The organism is Streptomyces sp. NBC_01477 (assembly GCF_036227245.1).
Lineage (GTDB): Bacteria > Actinomycetota > Actinomycetes > Streptomycetales > Streptomycetaceae > Actinacidiphila.
The window spans coordinates 8,172,281-8,190,489 of the sequence record NZ_CP109445.1; the positions used below are offsets into that span (position 1 = coordinate 8,172,281).

Here is an 18,209-nt window from a genome sequence, read left to right on the forward strand (position 1 = left end):
CCCCGTGCCCGTCATGTGTGACTGCCCCGGCCAGGTCCCCCCGTCCCGGCCGGGGCTCCGCCATGTCCGGCGGCATTCTGCGCGGCGCCGTCACCCGTGGCAGGCTGACGGTGACCCTCCGTCATCGCCCGCAGGAGCCGACGTTGCGCAGAACCCTCCCCGCCGCCGCCCTCGCCGTCAGTGCCGCCCTCGTCCTGGCCACCACGGCGGGGAGCGCGTCGGCCGGCACACCGGCGCAAGCGGAACCGGTGCCGCGGTCCCTCAAGGACGACGGCGGCGGCAGCCAGCTGCTCCTCGCCACCGCGCCCACCGCGGGCGCCACCTCCGGCACCCTCACCTGGTGGGAGCGCGGCGCGGGCGGCTGGCGCGCGGCCGGTACCGCGCCGGCCAGGTTCGGCGGCCACGGCCTGACCGAGGGCGCCACCCGCACCCAGGGCACCGGCACCACCCCCACCGGCCTGTACGCGCTCCCGTTCGCCTTCGGCAACAGCGCCGCGCCCGCCGGCGGCACAGTGCCCTACCGGGGGGTGACCCCGGCCTCCTGGTGGTGCGAGGACACCGGCTCCGCCTCGTACAACCGCTGGACCGACCCGCTGCCCGCGGACTGCCGGCCGGGCGAGGCGGAACACCTGGCCGACTACCCGGTGCAGTACGCGCACGCCGTCCTCATCGGCTTCAACTACACCGCGCCGGTCAAGGGCCGCGGCGCCGGCATCTTCCTGCACGTCAACGGCAGTGGTGCCACCGCCGGTTGCGTCTCTGTGCCCGCCGACGCGCTGGACCGGCTGCTCGGCTGGCTGCGCCCCGCCGCCCGCCCGAACATCGCCATCGGCACCACCGGCGGCGCCCTGGCCGTGACCCGCTACTGACCCGCAGGGGCGCCGCCCGCCGCCCCGGAGTCCTGCGCGGCGACGCCTGACAGCTTGTCCGGGTTGGTGACCAGGTAGATGTCGGTGACCTTGTCACTCTCCGCGTCCAGGTCCACCACCATGAAGGCGGTGGGGGAGCCGTCGGCGAAGACCACCACCGACGGGTCGCCGTTGACCTGCTGATAGCGCAGGTCGACCGAGTCCGGCAGCCTGCCGGTCGCGTAGCCGGTGATCAGCTTCGCCACCTTCTCCTGGCCGGACACCGGCCGCACCGTGGCGTCCGCCTTCCCGCCGCCGTCGGCCCACAGCGTCACATCGGGGGCGAGCAGGCTCATCAGCCCCGCCAGGTCGCCGCCCAGTGCGGCGGCGATGAACCGCTCGGTCACCTGCCGCTGCAACCGCCGGTCGGCCTGGTAGCGCGGCCTACGCGCCTGTACGTGCTCACGCGCCCGGTGCGCGAGCTGCCGTATCGCCGCGGGGCGGCGCTCCAGGATCACGGCGATCTCGGTGTGCGCGTAGCCGAAGACCTCGTGCAGGACGAACACCGCCCGCTCCAGCGGTGTCAGCGTCTCCAGCACCACCAGCATCGCCATCGACACCGACTCGTGGCGCAGCGCGGATTCCGCGGCGTCCGCCGAGCGCGCCGCCTGCGGGGAGTCCGACGCCTCCGGCGTCCCGGTGGCCAGCGGCTCGGGCAGCCAGGGGCCGACGTACGCCTCGCGGCGGCGGCTGATGCCCGCCCGCCGCGCGAGCGCCTGGTTGACCGCGATCCTGACCAGGTACGCGCGCGGGTTGTCGATGCCCCTAAGGTCCTGGCCGTCCCCGCCGTCCCCGCCGTCCCCGCCGTCCCCGCCGTCCCCGCCGTCCCCGCCGTCCGTCCGGCCGGTGCGGCGGGACCAGGCCAGCCAGGTCTCCTGGAGGACGTCCTCGGTGTCCGAGACGCTGGCGAGCATGTTGTAGACCACCGAGAACAGCAGCTCCCGGTGGCTGGCGAACACCGCGGTCGCGCGGTCGACCACCGCCGCCGGACGGCGGACCGGAACGTCGGACACGATTGGGCCTCCTGTGGTGCGTTTCCCCGTCGGCCCTATGAGGGCATAGGGATCAGCAGGCGTGACACCGCCCGGCCGGAATGTGATGTGCGTCTCGCCGGCGGGGGGAATCATGCCTGCTGAGACGGTTTTGTCCGACTGTTCCCGCGATCCGGTGCGGCACCCGCTGTCACATCCGGGCACGGCCGGACGCTCACTGCTGCGTGGGGCGTGCGCGACGGCCCGGCGGCCGCCCGGCGACGGGTGTGGGAGGGGAGCCGCCGGACCGTCGCAGCGCCCGCCGCCGCCCCGCCCGGGGCGGACGCAGACCATTGACGTGCCGAAGGAGAAGTAGTCCGCAGTGGCCGACACAGAGCAGGGCATCGATTTCACCATCATGTACTCCACCCACCGCGCCTTCCAGCGCGACCTGCGGCGGCTGGCCGCCGCGGTGCAGGCGGGGAAGGCCGGCTCGCCGCGGGTCCTGGCCGGCTGGGAGAACTTCAGCCACCAGCTCCACAACCACCACTCCGTCGAGGACACCGACCTGTGGCCGAAGGTCGAGGCGAAGATCCAGGGCCGGCCAGCCGACCAGAGGCTGATGGAGGCCATGGAGGCCGAGCACGCGGATCTCGGCCCGCGGATCGACGCGGTCGACGCCGCGCTCAGGTCCGGCGCCGACGATCTCGCGACCCGGGTCCAGGACCTCCACGAGCTGGTGGACCACCACTTCACCCACGAGGAGAACAGCGCGCTGCCGCTGATCCAGGACGTGCTGACCCCGGCCGAATGGAAGAAGTTCGGCCTCGCCAATGCCAAGAACCTCGGTATCAAGGGCGTCGCCGTCTACATCCCCTGGGTCGTCGACGGCGTCTCACCCGGCGACAAGCGCGACTTCCTGGCCGCTTTCCCGCCGCCCGTGAAGGTGGCGAACACGCTGCTGTGGGAACGTGCGTACAACAAGAAGGGCCTCTGGAAGGCCTGAGGGACAGCCGGCCGCGGCCGGCCCGACGCGAGGTGACGGCATGTGCTGGTCCGCCACGGCAGATCTTGCGGCCGGGTCCGTCATCTGCGCGCTGGGCGCGGCCTGCGTCGCGCGGACCCGGCGGGTCCGCGACCTGCCGCTGGCCGCGCTGCCGCTGCTGCTCGGCGCGCACCAGCTGATCGAGGCCGCCGTCTGGCACAAAGGTGGCGGTACGGGCGCCGCCACCACGGCCTGGGCGGTCATCGCGCTGCCGCTGCTCGCCGCCTGGGTGCCGCTGGCGGTGCTGTCCGCCACCTCCGCGGGCGCCCGGGGCCGGCTCGCCGCCCCGGCCGCCGCCGGCGTCGCGACGGCGGTGATCCTCGCGGTGTGCCTGGCGGACCGCGCCCCGTCCGCCGACATCCGCGGCCACACGGTCGGCTACGCGGTCCACGTACCGCACGCGTCCTGGCTGATCGCCGGCTACCTCTTCGCCACGGTGGGCGCGCTGCTGCTCGCGCCCGAAACCACGCTGCGCCTCCTCGGCGCTCTCACCGCCGTCGGCGCCGCCGTCTGCGCCACGCTGTGGCGGCTCGAATTCGTCTCGACCTGGTGCGCGGTCGCCGCCGCGGCCTCCCTGGTCCTCCTGGCCCGCACACCCCCCGCGGGCGGCTCCCGGCCCCTTCCCCCGGCGACCGGCTGAGCACGAGGGTGCCCTCCGCGGCGCGGGACACCGCCCCGACGGCCCGCAGGCCGCCCCGCAGAGGCGCAGACCACCGTCAGTAGCGCAGGACGGCCGCCACGTGACCGACGTCGGCCAGCTCGCCGTCCGGCACGAAGCGGACCCGCGCGCCCGTGTCGAGCGCCTGCTCGGCGATCTCGTCCACGATGTCGTCGCGCGCGCCCCGGTCGCCGGACGCGGCAGGCACCAGGTGGTCGCCGTCGTCGCGCACCGTCGTGCGGTAACCGTCCTCGATCGCGACCAGCGCCACCCGCGCCTCCGCGACCGACTGCCACACCTCGTCCACACCGCCCGCGAAGGCCTTGCGGCTGCGGGCCCGGTCCAGCTCCGACAGCACTCCGGCGACCTCCTCCTCGGCCCGCCGCCCCGCGGCGGCGGCGAGCGCCTCGCGCAGCGCCTCCGCCGGACCCTCGGCGAGACCGCCCTGGACGATCTGCCCCGCGGCGTCCCGCACCAGCCGGCCCGCCTCGTCGAGTGCTGCCAGCGCCTCCGCCTCGCCGACCAGGTACAGCGGCCGCGGGTCGGCCGCCACGACCACCCCCGCGGTCTCGGTCACCTGGCGCAGGAACTGCCGGGTGCGCTCGTCGGTGAAGGTGCTCGGGGTGTCGCCGATACGCTCCTCGCGCTCCGGGTCGAAGTCCTCCGGTGTCCGCCGCACCGGGAACGTCCCGGTGACCTGCTCCGGCATCCGCCCCTTGGCCCCGCTCCACAGCGTCGCCACGTCCGCGGACACCGCCAGCACCCAGAACGGCTGGTTGGCGACATGCGCGGCCACGAGATTGCGGGTCAGGAACGTCTGCGCGAGCAGCACCCGGGCCGGCACGGTCCGCGCCAGCGTCCACACCTGGTGCTCGCCGGGCGCGGCGAAGATCGCCAGACCGTCCTCCGCGTGCACCGGATCCACCTCGCCGAGCGCCTGGTCGAGCTGGCCGATCACGTCGATCCGGTCGGCTCGCGACACCTCGGGGTCGTTGTGCACCGCGTCCTTGGCCTCTTCCAGCAGATTGCGCAGCCGTACGGGATCCTGCGCGTTGTCCGGTTCGCGGCGGTGGGTGGGCAGCAGGACCGAGACGGCCGGATAAGGCCGCGGCCGGCGCAGGTCGGCAAGGATGGCGGGGCTGATCGGCGCGTGCATGGCGGTGCCCTTTCGGCGGCGGCATCGTGTGCCGGTGGCGTCCCCCGGAGCGTCCCTCTGTCTCTTCATGGATAGCTCAATGTGCGGCCCCCCGCAGCTTGTGCGCGGGGGCTCCCGGCCTGCCGCCTCGCCTCACCCGTACGGTCCACGCACGCCGCGTACGCCGTGACCGGCGGCCACCCGCGCGGAAGCGGAACGGGCGCCGCCCCGGGGCCGCCGCTGACAGCGTCCGGCCCGTGTGCGAAGCTGCCGACCGCGACGAGGGGAGGCGGCGGTGGGCGAGCACGAGGCCACGGCCAGGGCGCGGACAGCCGGCGAGCGGCAGCCGAACGGCGCACCGGGCACGGGGGGACGGGGCAGCGCGGGAGCGGCCGGTACGGCGCTCGCCGTCGTCGCGGTCGCCGGCACCGCGCTCGGCGCGATGCTGCTGCGCCCGGAGCGGTCGCTGCTGGCGAAGAGCGGCGGCCCGCTGGACAGCACCCCGGTCGTCATCCTGATCGCCCTGGCGTGCCTGGCCGCAGGACCGGTGCTGAGCAGCCGCTACCGCGCCAGGCTCGGCTACGAGCAGAATCTGCCGCCCCTGGAACAGCGGCTCGCCGACGTGGTCAGGGTGACCCTGATCGCCGCCGCGCTGCTGATCCCGATCGTGCTGCTCACCATGCACCGCTTCCCGCCCTCCGGGCCGACCCCGCCGGACGCCAGGCCGAGCGGCGACACGCCACTGACCCCCACCCACCGCCCGATCCCGGCGCCCAAGGCGTACAAGCCCACCGGCGGCCCGCAGTTCAGCCTGCCGCACATCGTGGAGCTGCTCGGCGTCGCCGTCCTGGTGATCGTGCTGCTCGTCGCCGGCTACCGGCTGTGGCGCCAGCTGCGGCCCGCCCCCGCGACGCCGCTCGCCTACCGGCCCGCGACCGAGCAGGACCTGCTGGCCGAAGCGGTCGACTCGGGGCGCCGCGCCCTCTTCCACGGCACCGACGCGCGCGCCGCCGTCATCGCCTGCTACGCCGCCATGGAGACGTCGCTGGCCGACTCCGGCGTCGCCCGCCGAGCCTCCGACAGCCCCCAGGACCTGCTGGAGCGCGCCGCCGGCAGCGGCCTGCTGACCGGCCCGCACGCGAGCGCCCTGACCGTGCTCTTCCGCGAGGCCCGCTACTCGACCCACCCCATGGACGGCACCCACCGCGACCGGGCCGCCGCCGCGCTCGACGCCATCGCCGCGCAGCTCGCCGAGCACGCCGACGCGGACGGCACCCGTCCTGACGGCGGCGCGCCGGGACCGCAACCGACCGCGGGAGCCCACCGGTGAACGAACCCCCCGAGCCGGGCGCACCCGGTTCCGTACGCCACTCGCTGCTCGTTCTGTACGCGGTCGGCGCCGCCGCGGTCGTGCTGCCCGGCCTTGCGGAAGGCCTGCCGGGCGCGGCCACCGGCCTCGCCGTCTGCGTCGCCGCGGGCCTCGGCATCGCCCGCTACGCCGGCGGCGCGGGCGCCCAGGACAGCGGCTTCCGCCGCTCGGTCCGGCTGCTCGGCAGCCGCGCGCCCGCGCTCGGCGAATGGCAGCGCATCGTCGACAAGTCGATCGGCGACCGCAGCGACGTGCACTTCACCGCCACGCTCCGGCCCCAGTTGCAGCGCCTGTTCGCCGCCCGGCTCGCCGAACGGCACGGCATCGAGCTGTACCGCAGCCCCGAGCGGGCCAAGGCCCTGATCGGCGCCGACCTGTGGCCGTGGATCGACCCCGAGCACCGCCCCGCGCACCGGCCCGACCACCCCGAGCAGGTGCTCCGCGCGCTGCTCGACCGGCTGGAGGCGCTGGGGGCACCCGCGGGCGGAGCCCCGCGGACGGACCCGCGACCGGCCGCCGCCCGTACCCCGACAAGGCAAGGTGAGGACCCGCAGTGACCAGCCAAGACCACATATCCGAGCACAAGGCCCTGACCCCGCGACAGGCCGGCGAGCGGGCCGCGGACGTCCTGGCCGAGATCCGTACCGCCGTCGTCGGCAAGCCACGGCCGCTGGACATGGTCATGCTCGGCATCCTGGCCGGCGGCCACGTGCTGATCGAGGACCTGCCCGGGCTCGGCAAGACCCTGCTGGCCCGGTCCTTCGCCACCGCGCTCGGCCTGGACTTCCGGCGTATCCAGTTCACCCCCGACCTGCTGCCCTCCGACGTCACCGGCGCGCCCTTCTACGACCAGCGCACCGCCGACATGGTCTTCCGGCCGGGACCGGTCTTCACCCACCTGCTGCTCGCCGACGAGATCAACCGCACCCCGCCCAAGACACAGGCCTCACTGCTCGAAGCGATGGCCGAGTCGCAGGTGTCCACCGACGGCAGCACCCGCCCGCTGCCCGACCCCTTCGTGGTCATCGCCACCGCGAACCCGATCGAGTACGAGGGCACCTACTCGCTGCCCGAGGCCCAGCTCGACCGCTTCCTGCTCCGGGTGCGGATGGGCTACCTCACGGCGCCCGAGGAGACCGGGATGCTGCGCGCCCGGATCGCGCGGGCCGCGCCCGAGGCGGTGCTGCGCACCCTCAGCAGTCCCCAGGAGGTGCTCGCGATGCGCGCCGCCGTGGAAGAGGTCGAGGTCGAGGACGACCTGCTCGACTACGTCGTCGCGCTGGTCGGCGCCACCCGAGGCCACCAGCACATCCAGGTCGGCGCCTCGCCGCGCGGCGGCCTCGCCCTGGTCCAGCTCGCCCGCGCCCGCGCCGTACTCGACCTGCGGGACTACGCCACCCCCGAGGACGTCAAGGACGTCGCCGTCGCCGCGCTCGCCCACCGCGTCACCCTCAAGCCGGAACTGTGGGTCCGGCAGATCGAGGCCGACGACGTCATCGCCGAGATCGTGCAGTCCGTCCCCGCCCCGCGGACCCTGCCCAGCAGCCCCGTCGCCCCATGACGGAGCGACCGGCCGCCCTGGACCGGGCACTCGGCGGCGTCACCGCCGCGCCCACCGAGCCGCCGCCCGCACCGCAGCCGGGCTGGCGGGCCGGCGACCGCACCCTGCGCTACGGCACGGTCGCCGCGGTCGCGGTGGCCGCCGCCCTGATCACCGGCCACGCCTGGCTGCTGGCCGCCGCCGCGGCCCCGCTCGCGCTGCTCGCCCTGGCCCTGCCGACCGGCGGCCGGCCGCAGCACGTCGTTCCCACCGCCGACGTCGAGCCCCGGCGCTGCTTCGAGGGCGAGCGGATCACCGCCGTCATCACCCTCGCCCACGACGGCACCGCCGGGCGCCTCGACCCGGGCGTCGCCCCCGGCCCCGGCGTCGTGCTCGACGACCTCGACGTCGCCGCCGGGCGGATCAGGCTGACCTTCACCGCGGAGCGCTGGGGCCGCTGGACGCTCGGCACGGTCGACATCGACCTCTACGACACCGGCGGCGCCGCCCGCCGCACGGTCCGGGTCGACCTCGGCGAGGTCGCGGTCTTCCCTGTCCCCACCAGGACCGGCGTCACCCCGATCCCGGTACGGCTGCCGCAGCGGCTCGGCGAGCACACCTCCGCCCAGCGCGGCGAGGGCGTCGAGGTCACCGGCGTCCACCCGTACGTACGCGGCGACCGGCAGCGGCGGATCCACTGGCCCGCGACCACCCGCCGCGGCGAACTCCAGCTGCACCAGTTCGCCGCGGAAAGGGCCGCCGACACCGTCGTCCTGCTCGATGTGCTCGCCGACGTCCGCGACCCGGCCACCGGCGCGTCCTCGCTCGACGAGACCTTCCGCGCCGCCGCCGGACTCGTCCGCGCCTACCTGCGCACCCACGACCGGATCGGCGTGGTCTCGGTCGGCGGCACGACCCGCTGGCTGCAACCCGGCAGCGGCCAGAGCTACTTCTACCGGATCGTGGAGAGCGTCCTCGACGTCCGCAAGGACCTCGGCTACCGCACCGCGGGCCTGCGACGGCTGCCGCCGCCCGCCCTGCCGGAGAGCGCGCTGGTCTACGTCTTCACGCCGCTCACCGACCAGCGCATCCTCGACGTCCTCGACCAGGTCAGGTCACGGGCCAACCCGCTGATGGTGGTGGAGATACCGACCGGCGACCCGGCGGTCGATCCGGGCGACAGCACCGCGGAACTCGCCCTGCGGCTGTGGCGGGCCGACCGCGAGGCGATGCGCTTCGCGCTGACCGAACGCGGCATCGCCGTCGTCGCCCACCAGCCGGGCGAGACCCTCGACCTCGCCCTCGCGCCGCTGCTGCGCACCCGGATCCACGGAGGACGCCGATGAGCCGCTCCGCGCCCGACCTGCACCGGGTGACCGCCCGGACCCTCGGCGTCGCCCTGGCCGTCGCCGCGTGCAACCCGCCGCGCACCCTCGACGGTACGGTCATCGGCTGGGTGTTCGTGCTGGCCGCCGCCGGCGCCGCGTGGTGGGCCGCGCCGATGGTCGACGCGCGCCCGGTGCTCAGCTCGTGGCGGTGGACCGCGACGGCGGCGCACCGGCGCAACACGCTGCTGCCCGCGGGCGCGGTGGTCCTGGCCGCGATGACCGCTCCCGCGGTGTGGCTGGCGGCCTGCGTGACCGGGCTGCTGGTCGCCTACCTGCTGATCACCGACGGCTGGACGATGGGGGCGACGGCGCCGCCCGGCACCGACCGGGCCACCCCGGCGGTTGCCGCTGCCGCGGCGGCAGCGGTCGTCTTCGCCGCGGCCAGTGCGCCGGTCGCGGACACGTCCTGGTCCCGGCTTCCGGCGGCGCTCGCCCTCGCGGCCACGGTCACGTGTGTGGCCCTGGCCCTCCGCCGCGCCCGCTGACGCGGGACCCGGCTTGAACGGCGGGCCTCCCGCCCGGGCCTCTGCCGGTGGTGCCTCTTGCGGTGCCCGCTTGCCCGCGGGCCGTCGCGGCTTGTCGCGCAGTTCCCCGCGCCCCTTCCGCGGGTGCCACGTCCTGTGGCGTTCACGGTGCCGCTGCACAGTGGCTGAGCGCGCAGTTCCCCGCGCCCCTACGGGGCACGTTTCCCCCGCCGCAGAGGGCAAGCCTCAGGGGCGCGAGGAACTGCGCGCCCAGCACAGACGGCGCAGCAGCCAAGCGCGCACCGCAAGTGGCTGCCCCCAGGGGCGCGGGGAACTGCGCGCCCAGCCACGATGGCGGGAAAGAAGCGACGCCACCGCAAGTGGCACTCACCCAGGGGGGCGAGGAACTGCGCGCCCAGCCACGATGGCGCCGCAGCCAAGCGCGCACCGCAAGTGGCTGCCCCCCAGGGGCGCGGGGAACTGCGCGCCCAGCCACGATGGCGGGAAAGAAGCGACGCCACCGCAAGTGGCACTCATCCAGGGGCGCGAGGAACTGCGCGACCGCCCCCGCCGGTGGGACGGCTGGCGCGGGTCGGGGCCGCGATCGGAACGGCGGTCCCGGACACAGGCTGTATCGGTTCAGTAAATAGGGCACCCTCGTACCAACCCCCCGCTTCCCATCAGCACTTGCCGTGCTTTACCGTTTAATGGCCGGTCCGCCCCGGGCCAGGAAACCGCCGACGCCGCAGGCACCACGCATGACGCGCAAGGCAAGAGGCACGAGGCAAGGAGTAGCGATGAAGGACGTCACGCCGCTGGTCGACGGCTGGAAGCTCCGCCTGCCGGGCGACGGCAAGGGCACCGCCACCGGGAAGGCCGGCGCCGGCGCCACCGTACCCGGCTGCGTGCACACCGACCTGATCGCCGCGGGCCTGCTCGCCGACCCCTTCCTGGACCGGAACGAGACCGCGGCCGCCTGGGTCGGCCGTGCCGACTGGACGTACGAGACGGAGCTGCCCGCGTCCGCCACCGCCCACGAGCGCAGCGACCTCGTCTTCGACGGGCTCGACACCGTCGCCGCGATCACGCTCGGCGGCCGGCTGCTCGGCGCCACCCGCAACATGCACCGCGGCTACCGCTTCGACGTCACCGCCGACCGGTCGGCCACCGGCGCGACGCCGCTGACCGTGGCCTTCACCTCGGCCTACACCGAAGCGGAAAGGGTCAGGGCGCTGGTCGGCGACCGGCCCAACTCCTATCCCGAGCCCTTCCAGTACATCCGCAAGATGGCCTGCTCCTTCGGCTGGGACTGGGGGCCGACCCTGGTCACCGCCGGCATCTGGAAGCCGGTGCGGCTCGAACACTGGTCGACCGCCCGGCTGGCCCAGGTCACCCCGCTGGTCACCGTCACCGGCGGGGCCGGCGGCACGGGCCGGGTCGAGGCCCGCGTCGAGCTGGAGCGCACCGCGGCGGGCGCGGACCGGCCGCTGACCGTACGGCTGCGGGTGGGGGAGACCGTCACCGAGACCGCGGTGCCGGCCGGCACCGACCGGTTCACCGCGGTCGCCGAGATCGAGGCGCCCGACCTGTGGTGGCCGCACGGCTACGGCGAACAGCCGCTCTACGACTGCGAGGTCACCCTCTCCGACGCCGGCGGCCCCGCGGCCGATCTGGACCGGTGGCAGCGCCGTATCGGATTCCGCACCGTCACCCTGGACACCTCGCCCGACGAGCACGGCACCGCCTTCACCCTGGCCGTCAACGGCACCCCGGTCTTCGCCCGCGGCGTCAACTGGATCCCCGACGACGTGCTGCCCACCAGGATCGACGCCGCCCGCTACCGGCGCCGGCTGCGCCAGGCCGTGGACGCGGGCGTGGACCTGATCCGGGTGTGGGGCGGCGGGATCTACGAGAGCGACGACTTCTACGACGCGTGCGACGAACTCGGCCTGCTGGTCTGGCAGGACTTCCTGTTCGCGTGCGCCGCCTACCCCGAGGAGCAGCCGCTGCGCTCCGAGATCGAGGCCGAGGCCAGGGAGAACGTCGTACGGCTCGCCCCGCACCCGAGCCTGGCGCTGTGGAACGGCAACAACGAGAACCTGTGGGGCTTCCGCGACTGGGACTGGGCCGACGGCCTGGCGGGCGACTCCTGGGGCGAGGGCTACTACCTGGGCCTGCTGCCCAGGATCGTCGCCGAGACCGACCCCACCCGCCCCTACTGGGCCGGCAGCCCCTGGTCGGGTTCCTGGGACCACCACCCCAACGACCCCCGGCACGGCACCGCCCATTCCTGGGAGGTGTGGAACAGGACCGACTACACCGACTACCTGGACACCGTCCCGCGCTTCGTCGCCGAATTCGGCTGGCAGGCACCGCCGGCGTACGCCACCGCCCGCCGGGCGCTGTCCGACGACCCGCTGACCCCCGACTCGCCCGGAATGCTGCACCACCAGAAGGCCGAGGACGGCAACGGCAAGCTCGCCCGCGGCCTGGCCCGGCACTTTTCCGTCCCCGCCGACTTCGACACCTGGCACTATCTGACCCAGGTCAACCAGGCCAGGGCGGTGGCCACCGGCATCGAGCACTGGCGCTCGCACTGGCCGGTCTGCGCCGGCACCGTCGTGTGGCAGCTCAACGACTGCTGGCCGGTGACCTCCTGGGCCGCCATCGACGGCGACGAACGCGAGAAGCCGCTCTACCACGAGCTGAAAAGGCTCTACGCCGACCGGCTGGTCACCGTGCAGGCGCGCCCCGGCGGCCGGGTCGCGGCGCTGGTCAACCAGGGCGCGCGGGCCTGGACGGATACGGCGGTGCTGCGCCGGGTCGCGGTGGACGGCGCCGTGCTGGCCGAGGTGCGGCAGCCGTTCAGCGCGGCGCCCAGGACCGTCGCCGAGATCGCCCTGCCGCCCGAGGTGCTGCCCGCGGCCGGCAGCGGCAAGGAACTGCTGACCGTGCAGGCCGGCGACCGGCGGGCCTTCTGGTTCCCGGTCCGCGACAAGGACTTCGACTACCCGGCGCCCAGCTGGGACATCGACGTCGCGGTGCGCCCGGGCGGCGCCGCCGAGGTCACCGTGACCGCCCGCACCCTGCTGCGCGACCTGCTGCTGCAGGCCGACCGGCTGGGACCGGCGGCCACCGCGGACCGCGGCCTGACCACGCTGCTGCCCGGCGAGAGCGTGACGATCACCGTACGCGGCTGGGACCGGCCGGCGCCCGACGCCGCGGCGGCCGCGCTCCACTGTGTGAACGCGGCCGTGCGGAACGGGGAAGCGGGCGGCGGCCGGCAGTGAGGGCACCCGGGGGGCGCCGCTACTTGGTCGCCCCCCGGGTGAAGCCGTTGTAGATGAACCGCTGGAGGAACAGGAAGATCACCAGCGTCGGCACGATCACCAGGATCGCCCCCGCCGAGATGTCCTCCCAGTGCGCGCCGAACGGCCCCTTGAAACGGAAGAGCGACGTCGAGATGGTCCCCAGGTTCTCCGACGGCATGTAGAGGAAGGGGATGTAGAAGTCGTTGTAGACGGTGATGCCCTTGATGATCACCACGGTGGCGATGGCCGGCTTGAGCAGCGGCAAGATGATCCGCCAGTAGATCGTGAAGGTGTTGGCCCCGTCGAGCCTGGCCGCCTCGTCCAGCGACACCGGAATGCCCCGGATGAACTGCAGGAAGATGTAGATCGACACGATGTCGGTGCCCATGTACAGCACGATCGGCGCCCAGCGGCTGTCGAACATCCCGAAGCTGTTCACGATCTTGAAGGTCGCGACCTGGGTCGTCACGCTCGGCACCAGCGAGCCGATCAGGAACAGCGCGATCACCAGTCGGCGCAGGCGGAAGTGGAAGCGGTCGATGGCGAACGCCGCCATCGACCCGATCAGCACCGTCCCGGCGATCGAGAAGACCAGGATGAACGCGGTGTTCCAGAACGCCCGCAGCATCTTCCCGGCCCGGAAGGCCGTCACATAGTTGTGGTAGTTCAGCCAGTTGTGCGGCAGCGACAGCGCGCCGCTGCCCTGCGCCATCTCCCCGGACGTCTTCAGCGAGGTCAGGAACACCGCGAGCAGCGGCAGCAGCACCACCGCGCCGGCCAGCACCAGCGACACGTACACCGCCGTCCTGGCCAGTACCTTGCGGGTGCGCGCGGTGCGGTCCACCGTGTCGCCGGGCGGCGCCGCGGCCTTGTCGCGGACGAGCAGCGAGGTCATACGAGATCGTTCCTCTCGTCGGGCACCACGATGCGCTGCAGCCAGGTCACCAGCAGGATGATGACCAGCAGGGCGACGGCCGCCGCCGAGGCGAGCCCCATCTTGTTGAACTCGAAGGCCAGCTTCACCGTCTGGATCACGAAGGTCTGGGTGCCGGCCGCGCCGCCGGTCATGATGTACGGGATCTCGAACGCCGCCAGCGAACCGGAGACCGCCAGGATCGCGCTCAGGCTCAGCACCGGTTTGATGCCCGGCGCGATGATGTGCCGGAACTGCTGCCAGCGGTTGGCGCCGTCCAGTTCCGAGGCCTCGTACAGCTCGCCGGGTATCGACTGGATCGCGCCGAGGAAGAGCACGAAGTTCAGGCCCATGAAGCGCCATACCGACACCGCGGACAGCGAGATGTTGGCCGTCCGCCCGCTGCCCAGCCAGAAGTGGTGCCCGTGCACCCCGAAGCCGCTCAGCACCGTGTCGAGGGTGCCGTGCGGCTGGAAGAAGTACAGGAAGACGAAGCCGATCGCGACCCCGTTGAGCAGGTAGGGGAAGAACAGGATCCCCTTGAAGAGGTTCCTGAACCGCACGTCGAAGCTCAGCACGGTCGCGAAGTACAGCGCCAGCAGGATCTGCACCACCGACGCCGCCAGGTAGTAGACACTGACGAAGAAGACGTGGAACAGCTCGGGTCTGGTGAACAGCTCCACGTAGTTCTTGGTCCCGACGTAGTTCCGGTCCGGGCTGACCCCGTCCCAGTCGGTGAAGCTGTCCCTGATCATGTTCGCGACCGGAATGTAGGTGAACGTGATCAGCAGAGCCAGCGGCACCGCCAGGTAGAGCCACGGCGTCACGGTCCGCCAGACCCGAGCGCGGGTCACAGGTTCGCGGTCTTCTGCGCGGCGGACCACTTCTTGGCGAGGTCGGCGAAGACGCCCTGGAGATCACCGCCGGCCGCTCCGCGGGCCACGTCGATCAGGTGCTGGCGGTAGTCCGGCTTGTCGGTCATGCCGATCTCGGACTGGTTGTCGATGCTGGTGACCTTGGCGCTCTGCGCCTGCGACATCTCCACGAACCGCACCCCGGCGTCCTGGAACGGCTTGAGCGCGGACGGCAGCGGCGCTCCCCTGAGCGAGGGGACGGCCTGGTTGGCCTGCACGTAGCCGGACGTGTCGGTGAACCAGTCGATCCAGGCGCGGGCGGCGGCCTTGTGCTTGGAGTGGATGTTCACCGCCTCCTGGTAGTCGGGCGCCACCGGGGTGCAGGCCTTCCCGTCCTTCTGCGAGGGGAAGGGCATGTAGCCGATCTCGGCCGGGTCCCGGCCCGCCTTCTTGGCCGCGTCCTGCATCTGCACGATGGCCCACGAGCCCAGCCACATGGTGCCGATCTTGCCGGTGGCCAGCAGGTTCTTGCTGTTCTCCCAGTTGGTGGTGGTCGGGTCCTGCTCGGAGAGCCTGTCGTGCACGATGGTGTAGAGCAGCGTGTCGCCGACGTTCAGGTCGCTGCCGGCCTTCCACGGGTCGGGGTCGGTGGCCGGCTCGTCGGCCGCCTTCGCGTCGCAGGTGACCGCGCCCTGGACCTGCGTCCAGGCGGTCAGCGGCCAGCCGTCCTTGTAGTTGGTGTAGTACGGCGTCGCGGACGTCCTGGCCTTGACGGCCCTGAGGTCGTCGAGGAATTCCGCCGGCGTGGTCGGCCAGGTGGTGATCCCGGCCTGCTGCCAGACGGTCTTGTTGTAGACGAAGCCGTCCGCGTTGGCGAAGTTCGCGATGCCGTAGACCTTGCCGCCGACGGTGGCCTTGTCGGTGAAGGTGTACTTCTTGCCCAGGACGTCGGCGGAGCCCAGCGAGGCGAAGAACTTCGGGTAGTCGTCGGTCTTGACGGCCGCGGGGATCATGAGCACGTCGCCGTAGTTCGACGTGTTCATCCGGATCTTGACCTCGCCCTCGTAGTCCGTGATGCCCTCGAAGGTGACGTGCACCTTCGGGTAGAGCTTGTTGAACGCGGCCGCGTACTTCTTCATCGAGCCGTCCTGCACCAGGTCGGTGCGCTGGGTGAGGACCTTGATGTCGCCGGTGACCTTGCCCGGGTCGGTCGGTGAGGCGGCCGATTCGCCGCCGGACGACGACGAGCCGCCGCCGCAGGCCGTCGCCAGCAGCGCCATGGTGGCGAGCAGCGAACCGGCGAGTGCTGTGCGCTTCATATGCACCATCTCCGTTTCCACGACGTCCGAGCGAGTCCAGGAGGGGACGACGCGCAGCGCGGTTACTTAAGCGATTCAGCAGCGGAACGACCGCACTATTGCATTGGGTTGTGGGTCGGTAAAGGGACTGAATCAGCGCTGATGCTTAACCGTTACACAACGTTCAGTGCCCGGAGCCGCCGCGCGGTGGGGTAGGTTGGGCGCCGCACTGCAGCACACCGCGACCAGCCGAGGAGGTGGGACCGATTACCGCCAGTACGTACCGGGCGCTCCCACCGCACACCCCCGCGAGGCCCACGGCCTGCTAGTCGGGACCTGGGAAGCGCCTGCCGGCTTCCCGAGAGGCTCATATGTCGGACTCCGTCACACCGTTGCCCGAGACCCTGCCCGAATCCGCCGTCGTCGCCCGGCTCAGGGCCGCCGGCTGCGTCTTCGCCGAGGACGAGGCACGGATCATCCTCGACACCGCCACCACCGCCGACGAGCTGGCCGCCATGGTCGCCCGGCGGGCCGGCGGGCTGCCGCTGGAACACGTCGTCGGCTGGGCCGAGTTCTGCGGTCTGCGGATCGCCGTGGACCCCGGGGTCTTCGTGCCCCGCCGGCGTACCGAACTCCTGGTGCGCGAGGCCGTGGCCCTCGGCCGCGCCGCCGCGGGCGAGGACGGGCGCGAGATCGTCGTGCTCGACCTGTGCTGCGGCTCCGGCGCGGTGGGCGCGGCACTGGCCGCGGCCCTGGGGCGTACGCGGGTCCACGCCGCCGACCTCGACCCGGCCGCGGTCGCCTGCGCCGCCCGCAACCTCGCCCCGTCCGGCGGGCGGGTCCACCGGGGCGACCTCTTCGCGGCCGTCCCCACCGGGCTGCGCGGCCGGATCGACCTGCTGGCCGCCAATGTGCCGTACGTGCCCTCCTCGGCGGTCGGGCTGCTGCCGCCCGAGGCCCGCGACCACGAGGCGCTCATGGCCCTCGACGGGGGGCACGACGGCCTCGACGTGATGCGCAGGGTCGCGGCCAGTGCCGCGGGCTGGCTCGCGCCGGGCGGTTCGCTGCTGGTGGAGGCCGGCGAGCGGCAGGCGCGGGCCGCGGCCGGCGTCCTGGCCGGCGGCGGCCTGCGGCCGCGTGTCGCGACCGACGACGACCTCGGCGCCACCGTCGTGATCGGCACCCGGCCGCAGCGCTGAGCGGGAGCCGCCCGCGCACGCCGCCCCGGCCCTCGCGGGCCGGGGCGGCGGTTCAGTCCTGCTGCTCGGCGGGCCGCAGCCCGGCCGTCCACTTCTCCTCGATGTTGCCGAACTTCCACACCGCCATGGCCACCGCCCAGGTGAGGAAGAACAGCCCGACGATGACGTAGCCGACGATGTTCAGGTCCAGGCCGCCCACCCAGTCCCAGAACGCCCCGTGCAGGTTCGCCTTGTCACTGACCAGGCCGAGGAGTTCGACCGTGCCGATGATCAGCGCGACCGCGACCGACAGTCCGGTGATGGTGAGGTTGTAGTACACCTTGCGGACCGGCTTGGAGAAGGCCCACTCGTAGGCGAAGTTCATGAACGAGCCGTCGATCGTGTCCAGCAGGCACATCCCGGCCGCGAACAGCACCGGCAGGCACAAGATCGCGTACCACGGCAGCCCGGAGGCGGCGCCGGACCCGGCGAGCACCAGCAGCGCGATCTCGGTGGCGGTGTCGAAGCCCAGCCCGAACAGCAGCCCCAGCGGGTACATCTGCCACGGCTTGGTGATCGACTTCATCACCCGGCCGAGCAGCCGGTTCATGAATCCGCGGTTGTTCAGGTGCTCCTCGAGCGCCGCCTCGTCGTAGTGGCCGCCGCGCATCTGCCGGAAGACCTTCCAGATCCCGGCCAGGATCAGCAGGTTGATGAACGCGATGACGTAGAGGAAGGTGCCGGAGACCGTGGTGCCGACCCAGCCGGTGACGCTGTGCAGCTGCGAGTTGTCGTTCTCGACCGGGTCGGCCAGCGACCTGACGCCGAGCGAGAGCAGGAAGGCCAGCCCGAAGACGATGCTGGAGTGGCCGAGCGAGAACCAGAAGCCCACCGACAGCGGCCGCTTGCCCTCGTGCATGAGCTTGCGGGTGGTGTTGTCGATCGCCGCGATGTGGTCGGCGTCGAAGGCGTGCCGCATGCCGAGGGTGTACGCGGTCACCCCGATGCCGATGCCGAAGGACTTGGTGCCCAGGCTGTAGTGCTCGGGTGCGACGATGGCCACCAGCGTGAACCAGCCGATGACGTGCAGTGCCACGATGAACGCGGCCATCCCGCCGAGCCGGGTCCACTCCGCCCGGGTCATCGACCCCGATATCCGTCGCCAGCGGGTCCCGGT

Annotated in this window: 16 protein-coding genes; 10 read left to right on the plus strand and 6 right to left on the minus strand. The window is 73.0% G+C overall.

Going from position 1 to position 18,209, the window contains the following annotated elements; genetic code table 11:
* Positions 1-143: 143 nt before the first annotated feature.
* Positions 144-869, plus strand: a complete 726-nt coding sequence (locus tag OHA86_RS34925) for a L,D-transpeptidase family protein (RefSeq protein ID WP_443071941.1) — start codon at positions 144-146, stop codon at positions 867-869.
* On the opposite strand, the gene OHA86_RS34930 is transcribed toward OHA86_RS34925, so the two are convergent.
* Complete coding sequence (locus tag OHA86_RS34930) at positions 863-1,921, minus strand: sigma factor-like helix-turn-helix DNA-binding protein (protein ID WP_329181854.1); 1,059 nt, start codon at positions 1,919-1,921, stop codon at positions 863-865. The two genes, OHA86_RS34925 and OHA86_RS34930, sit on opposite strands and share 7 nt — an antisense overlap.
* Positions 1,922-2,261: 340 nt before the next feature.
* Here OHA86_RS34930 and OHA86_RS34935 point away from each other — a divergent pair, with 340 nt between their 5' ends.
* Positions 2,262-2,885 carry a hemerythrin domain-containing protein gene (locus OHA86_RS34935; RefSeq protein WP_329181856.1) on the plus strand — a complete coding sequence of 208 codons (624 nt, stop codon included), beginning with the start codon at positions 2,262-2,264 and terminating at the stop codon, positions 2,883-2,885.
* 40 nt (positions 2,886-2,925) lie between these two features.
* Positions 2,926-3,564 carry a DUF6629 family protein gene (locus OHA86_RS34940; RefSeq protein WP_329181858.1) on the plus strand — a complete coding sequence of 213 codons (639 nt, stop codon included), beginning with the start codon at positions 2,926-2,928 and terminating at the stop codon, positions 3,562-3,564.
* 76 nt (positions 3,565-3,640) lie between these two features.
* Here OHA86_RS34940 and OHA86_RS34945 read toward each other — a convergent pair whose 3' ends face one another.
* The gene (locus OHA86_RS34945) at positions 3,641-4,738 is read right to left on the minus strand and encodes a baeRF3 domain-containing protein (protein ID WP_329182674.1); all 1,098 of its coding nucleotides are present in this window, start codon (positions 4,736-4,738) and stop codon (positions 3,641-3,643) included.
* 274 nt (positions 4,739-5,012) lie between these two features.
* Here OHA86_RS34945 and OHA86_RS34950 point away from each other — a divergent pair, with 274 nt between their 5' ends.
* The 6 genes from OHA86_RS34950 to OHA86_RS34975 all read left to right on the plus strand — a co-directional run bounded on the left by OHA86_RS34950 (position 5,013) and on the right by OHA86_RS34975 (position 12,768).
* The gene (locus tag OHA86_RS34950; protein ID WP_329181860.1) at positions 5,013-6,047 is read left to right on the plus strand and encodes a DUF4129 domain-containing protein; all 1,035 of its coding nucleotides are present in this window, start codon (positions 5,013-5,015) and stop codon (positions 6,045-6,047) included.
* Positions 6,044-6,643, plus strand: a complete 600-nt coding sequence (locus tag OHA86_RS34955) for a hypothetical protein (protein WP_329181862.1) — start codon at positions 6,044-6,046, stop codon at positions 6,641-6,643. The genes OHA86_RS34950 and OHA86_RS34955 overlap by 4 nt, the downstream gene beginning before the upstream one ends.
* The gene (locus OHA86_RS34960) at positions 6,640-7,647 is read left to right on the plus strand and encodes an AAA family ATPase (RefSeq protein ID WP_329181864.1); all 1,008 of its coding nucleotides are present in this window, start codon (positions 6,640-6,642) and stop codon (positions 7,645-7,647) included. The genes OHA86_RS34955 and OHA86_RS34960 overlap by 4 nt, the downstream gene beginning before the upstream one ends.
* Complete coding sequence (locus tag OHA86_RS34965; protein ID WP_329181866.1) at positions 7,644-8,972, plus strand: DUF58 domain-containing protein; 1,329 nt, start codon at positions 7,644-7,646, stop codon at positions 8,970-8,972. The genes OHA86_RS34960 and OHA86_RS34965 overlap by 4 nt, the downstream gene beginning before the upstream one ends.
* Positions 8,969-9,499: a hypothetical protein gene (locus OHA86_RS34970; RefSeq protein ID WP_329181868.1), complete on the plus strand. Its 531-nt coding sequence runs from the start codon at positions 8,969-8,971 to the stop codon at positions 9,497-9,499. The genes OHA86_RS34965 and OHA86_RS34970 overlap by 4 nt, the downstream gene beginning before the upstream one ends.
* 776 nt (positions 9,500-10,275) lie before the next feature.
* Positions 10,276-12,768 carry a glycoside hydrolase family 2 protein gene (locus OHA86_RS34975; protein ID WP_329181870.1) on the plus strand — a complete coding sequence of 831 codons (2,493 nt, stop codon included), beginning with the start codon at positions 10,276-10,278 and terminating at the stop codon, positions 12,766-12,768.
* Positions 12,769-12,787: 19 nt separating this feature from the next.
* On the opposite strand, the gene OHA86_RS34980 is transcribed toward OHA86_RS34975, so the two are convergent.
* The 3 genes from OHA86_RS34980 to OHA86_RS34990 are packed head-to-tail and all read right to left on the minus strand — an operon-like array spanning position 12,788 to position 15,875.
* Positions 12,788-13,684: a carbohydrate ABC transporter permease gene (locus tag OHA86_RS34980; protein WP_329181871.1), complete on the minus strand. Its 897-nt coding sequence runs from the start codon at positions 13,682-13,684 to the stop codon at positions 12,788-12,790.
* Positions 13,681-14,586 carry a carbohydrate ABC transporter permease gene (locus OHA86_RS34985; protein WP_443071942.1) on the minus strand — a complete coding sequence of 302 codons (906 nt, stop codon included), beginning with the start codon at positions 14,584-14,586 and terminating at the stop codon, positions 13,681-13,683. Before OHA86_RS34985 ends, OHA86_RS34980 begins: the two co-directional genes overlap by 4 nt.
* Positions 14,553-15,875 (minus strand): ABC transporter substrate-binding protein, encoded by a 1,323-nt coding sequence (locus OHA86_RS34990; protein ID WP_329181875.1) that lies wholly within the window; start codon positions 15,873-15,875, stop codon positions 14,553-14,555. The genes OHA86_RS34985 and OHA86_RS34990 overlap by 34 nt, the downstream gene beginning before the upstream one ends.
* 350 nt (positions 15,876-16,225) lie before the next feature.
* On the opposite strand from OHA86_RS34990, the gene OHA86_RS34995 reads away from it, so the two are divergent.
* Entirely contained in the window at positions 16,226-17,053 is an 828-nt protein-coding gene (locus tag OHA86_RS34995) for a putative protein N(5)-glutamine methyltransferase (RefSeq protein WP_329181877.1), read from the plus strand.
* A gap of 52 nt (positions 17,054-17,105) precedes the next feature.
* Here the strand turns inward: OHA86_RS34995 and OHA86_RS35000 are convergent, their stop codons facing one another.
* On the minus strand, positions 17,106-18,176 hold the full coding sequence (locus OHA86_RS35000) for a HoxN/HupN/NixA family nickel/cobalt transporter (protein WP_443072042.1): 1,071 nt from the start codon (positions 18,174-18,176) through the stop codon (positions 17,106-17,108).
* Between the last annotated feature and the right edge of the window lie 33 nt (positions 18,177-18,209).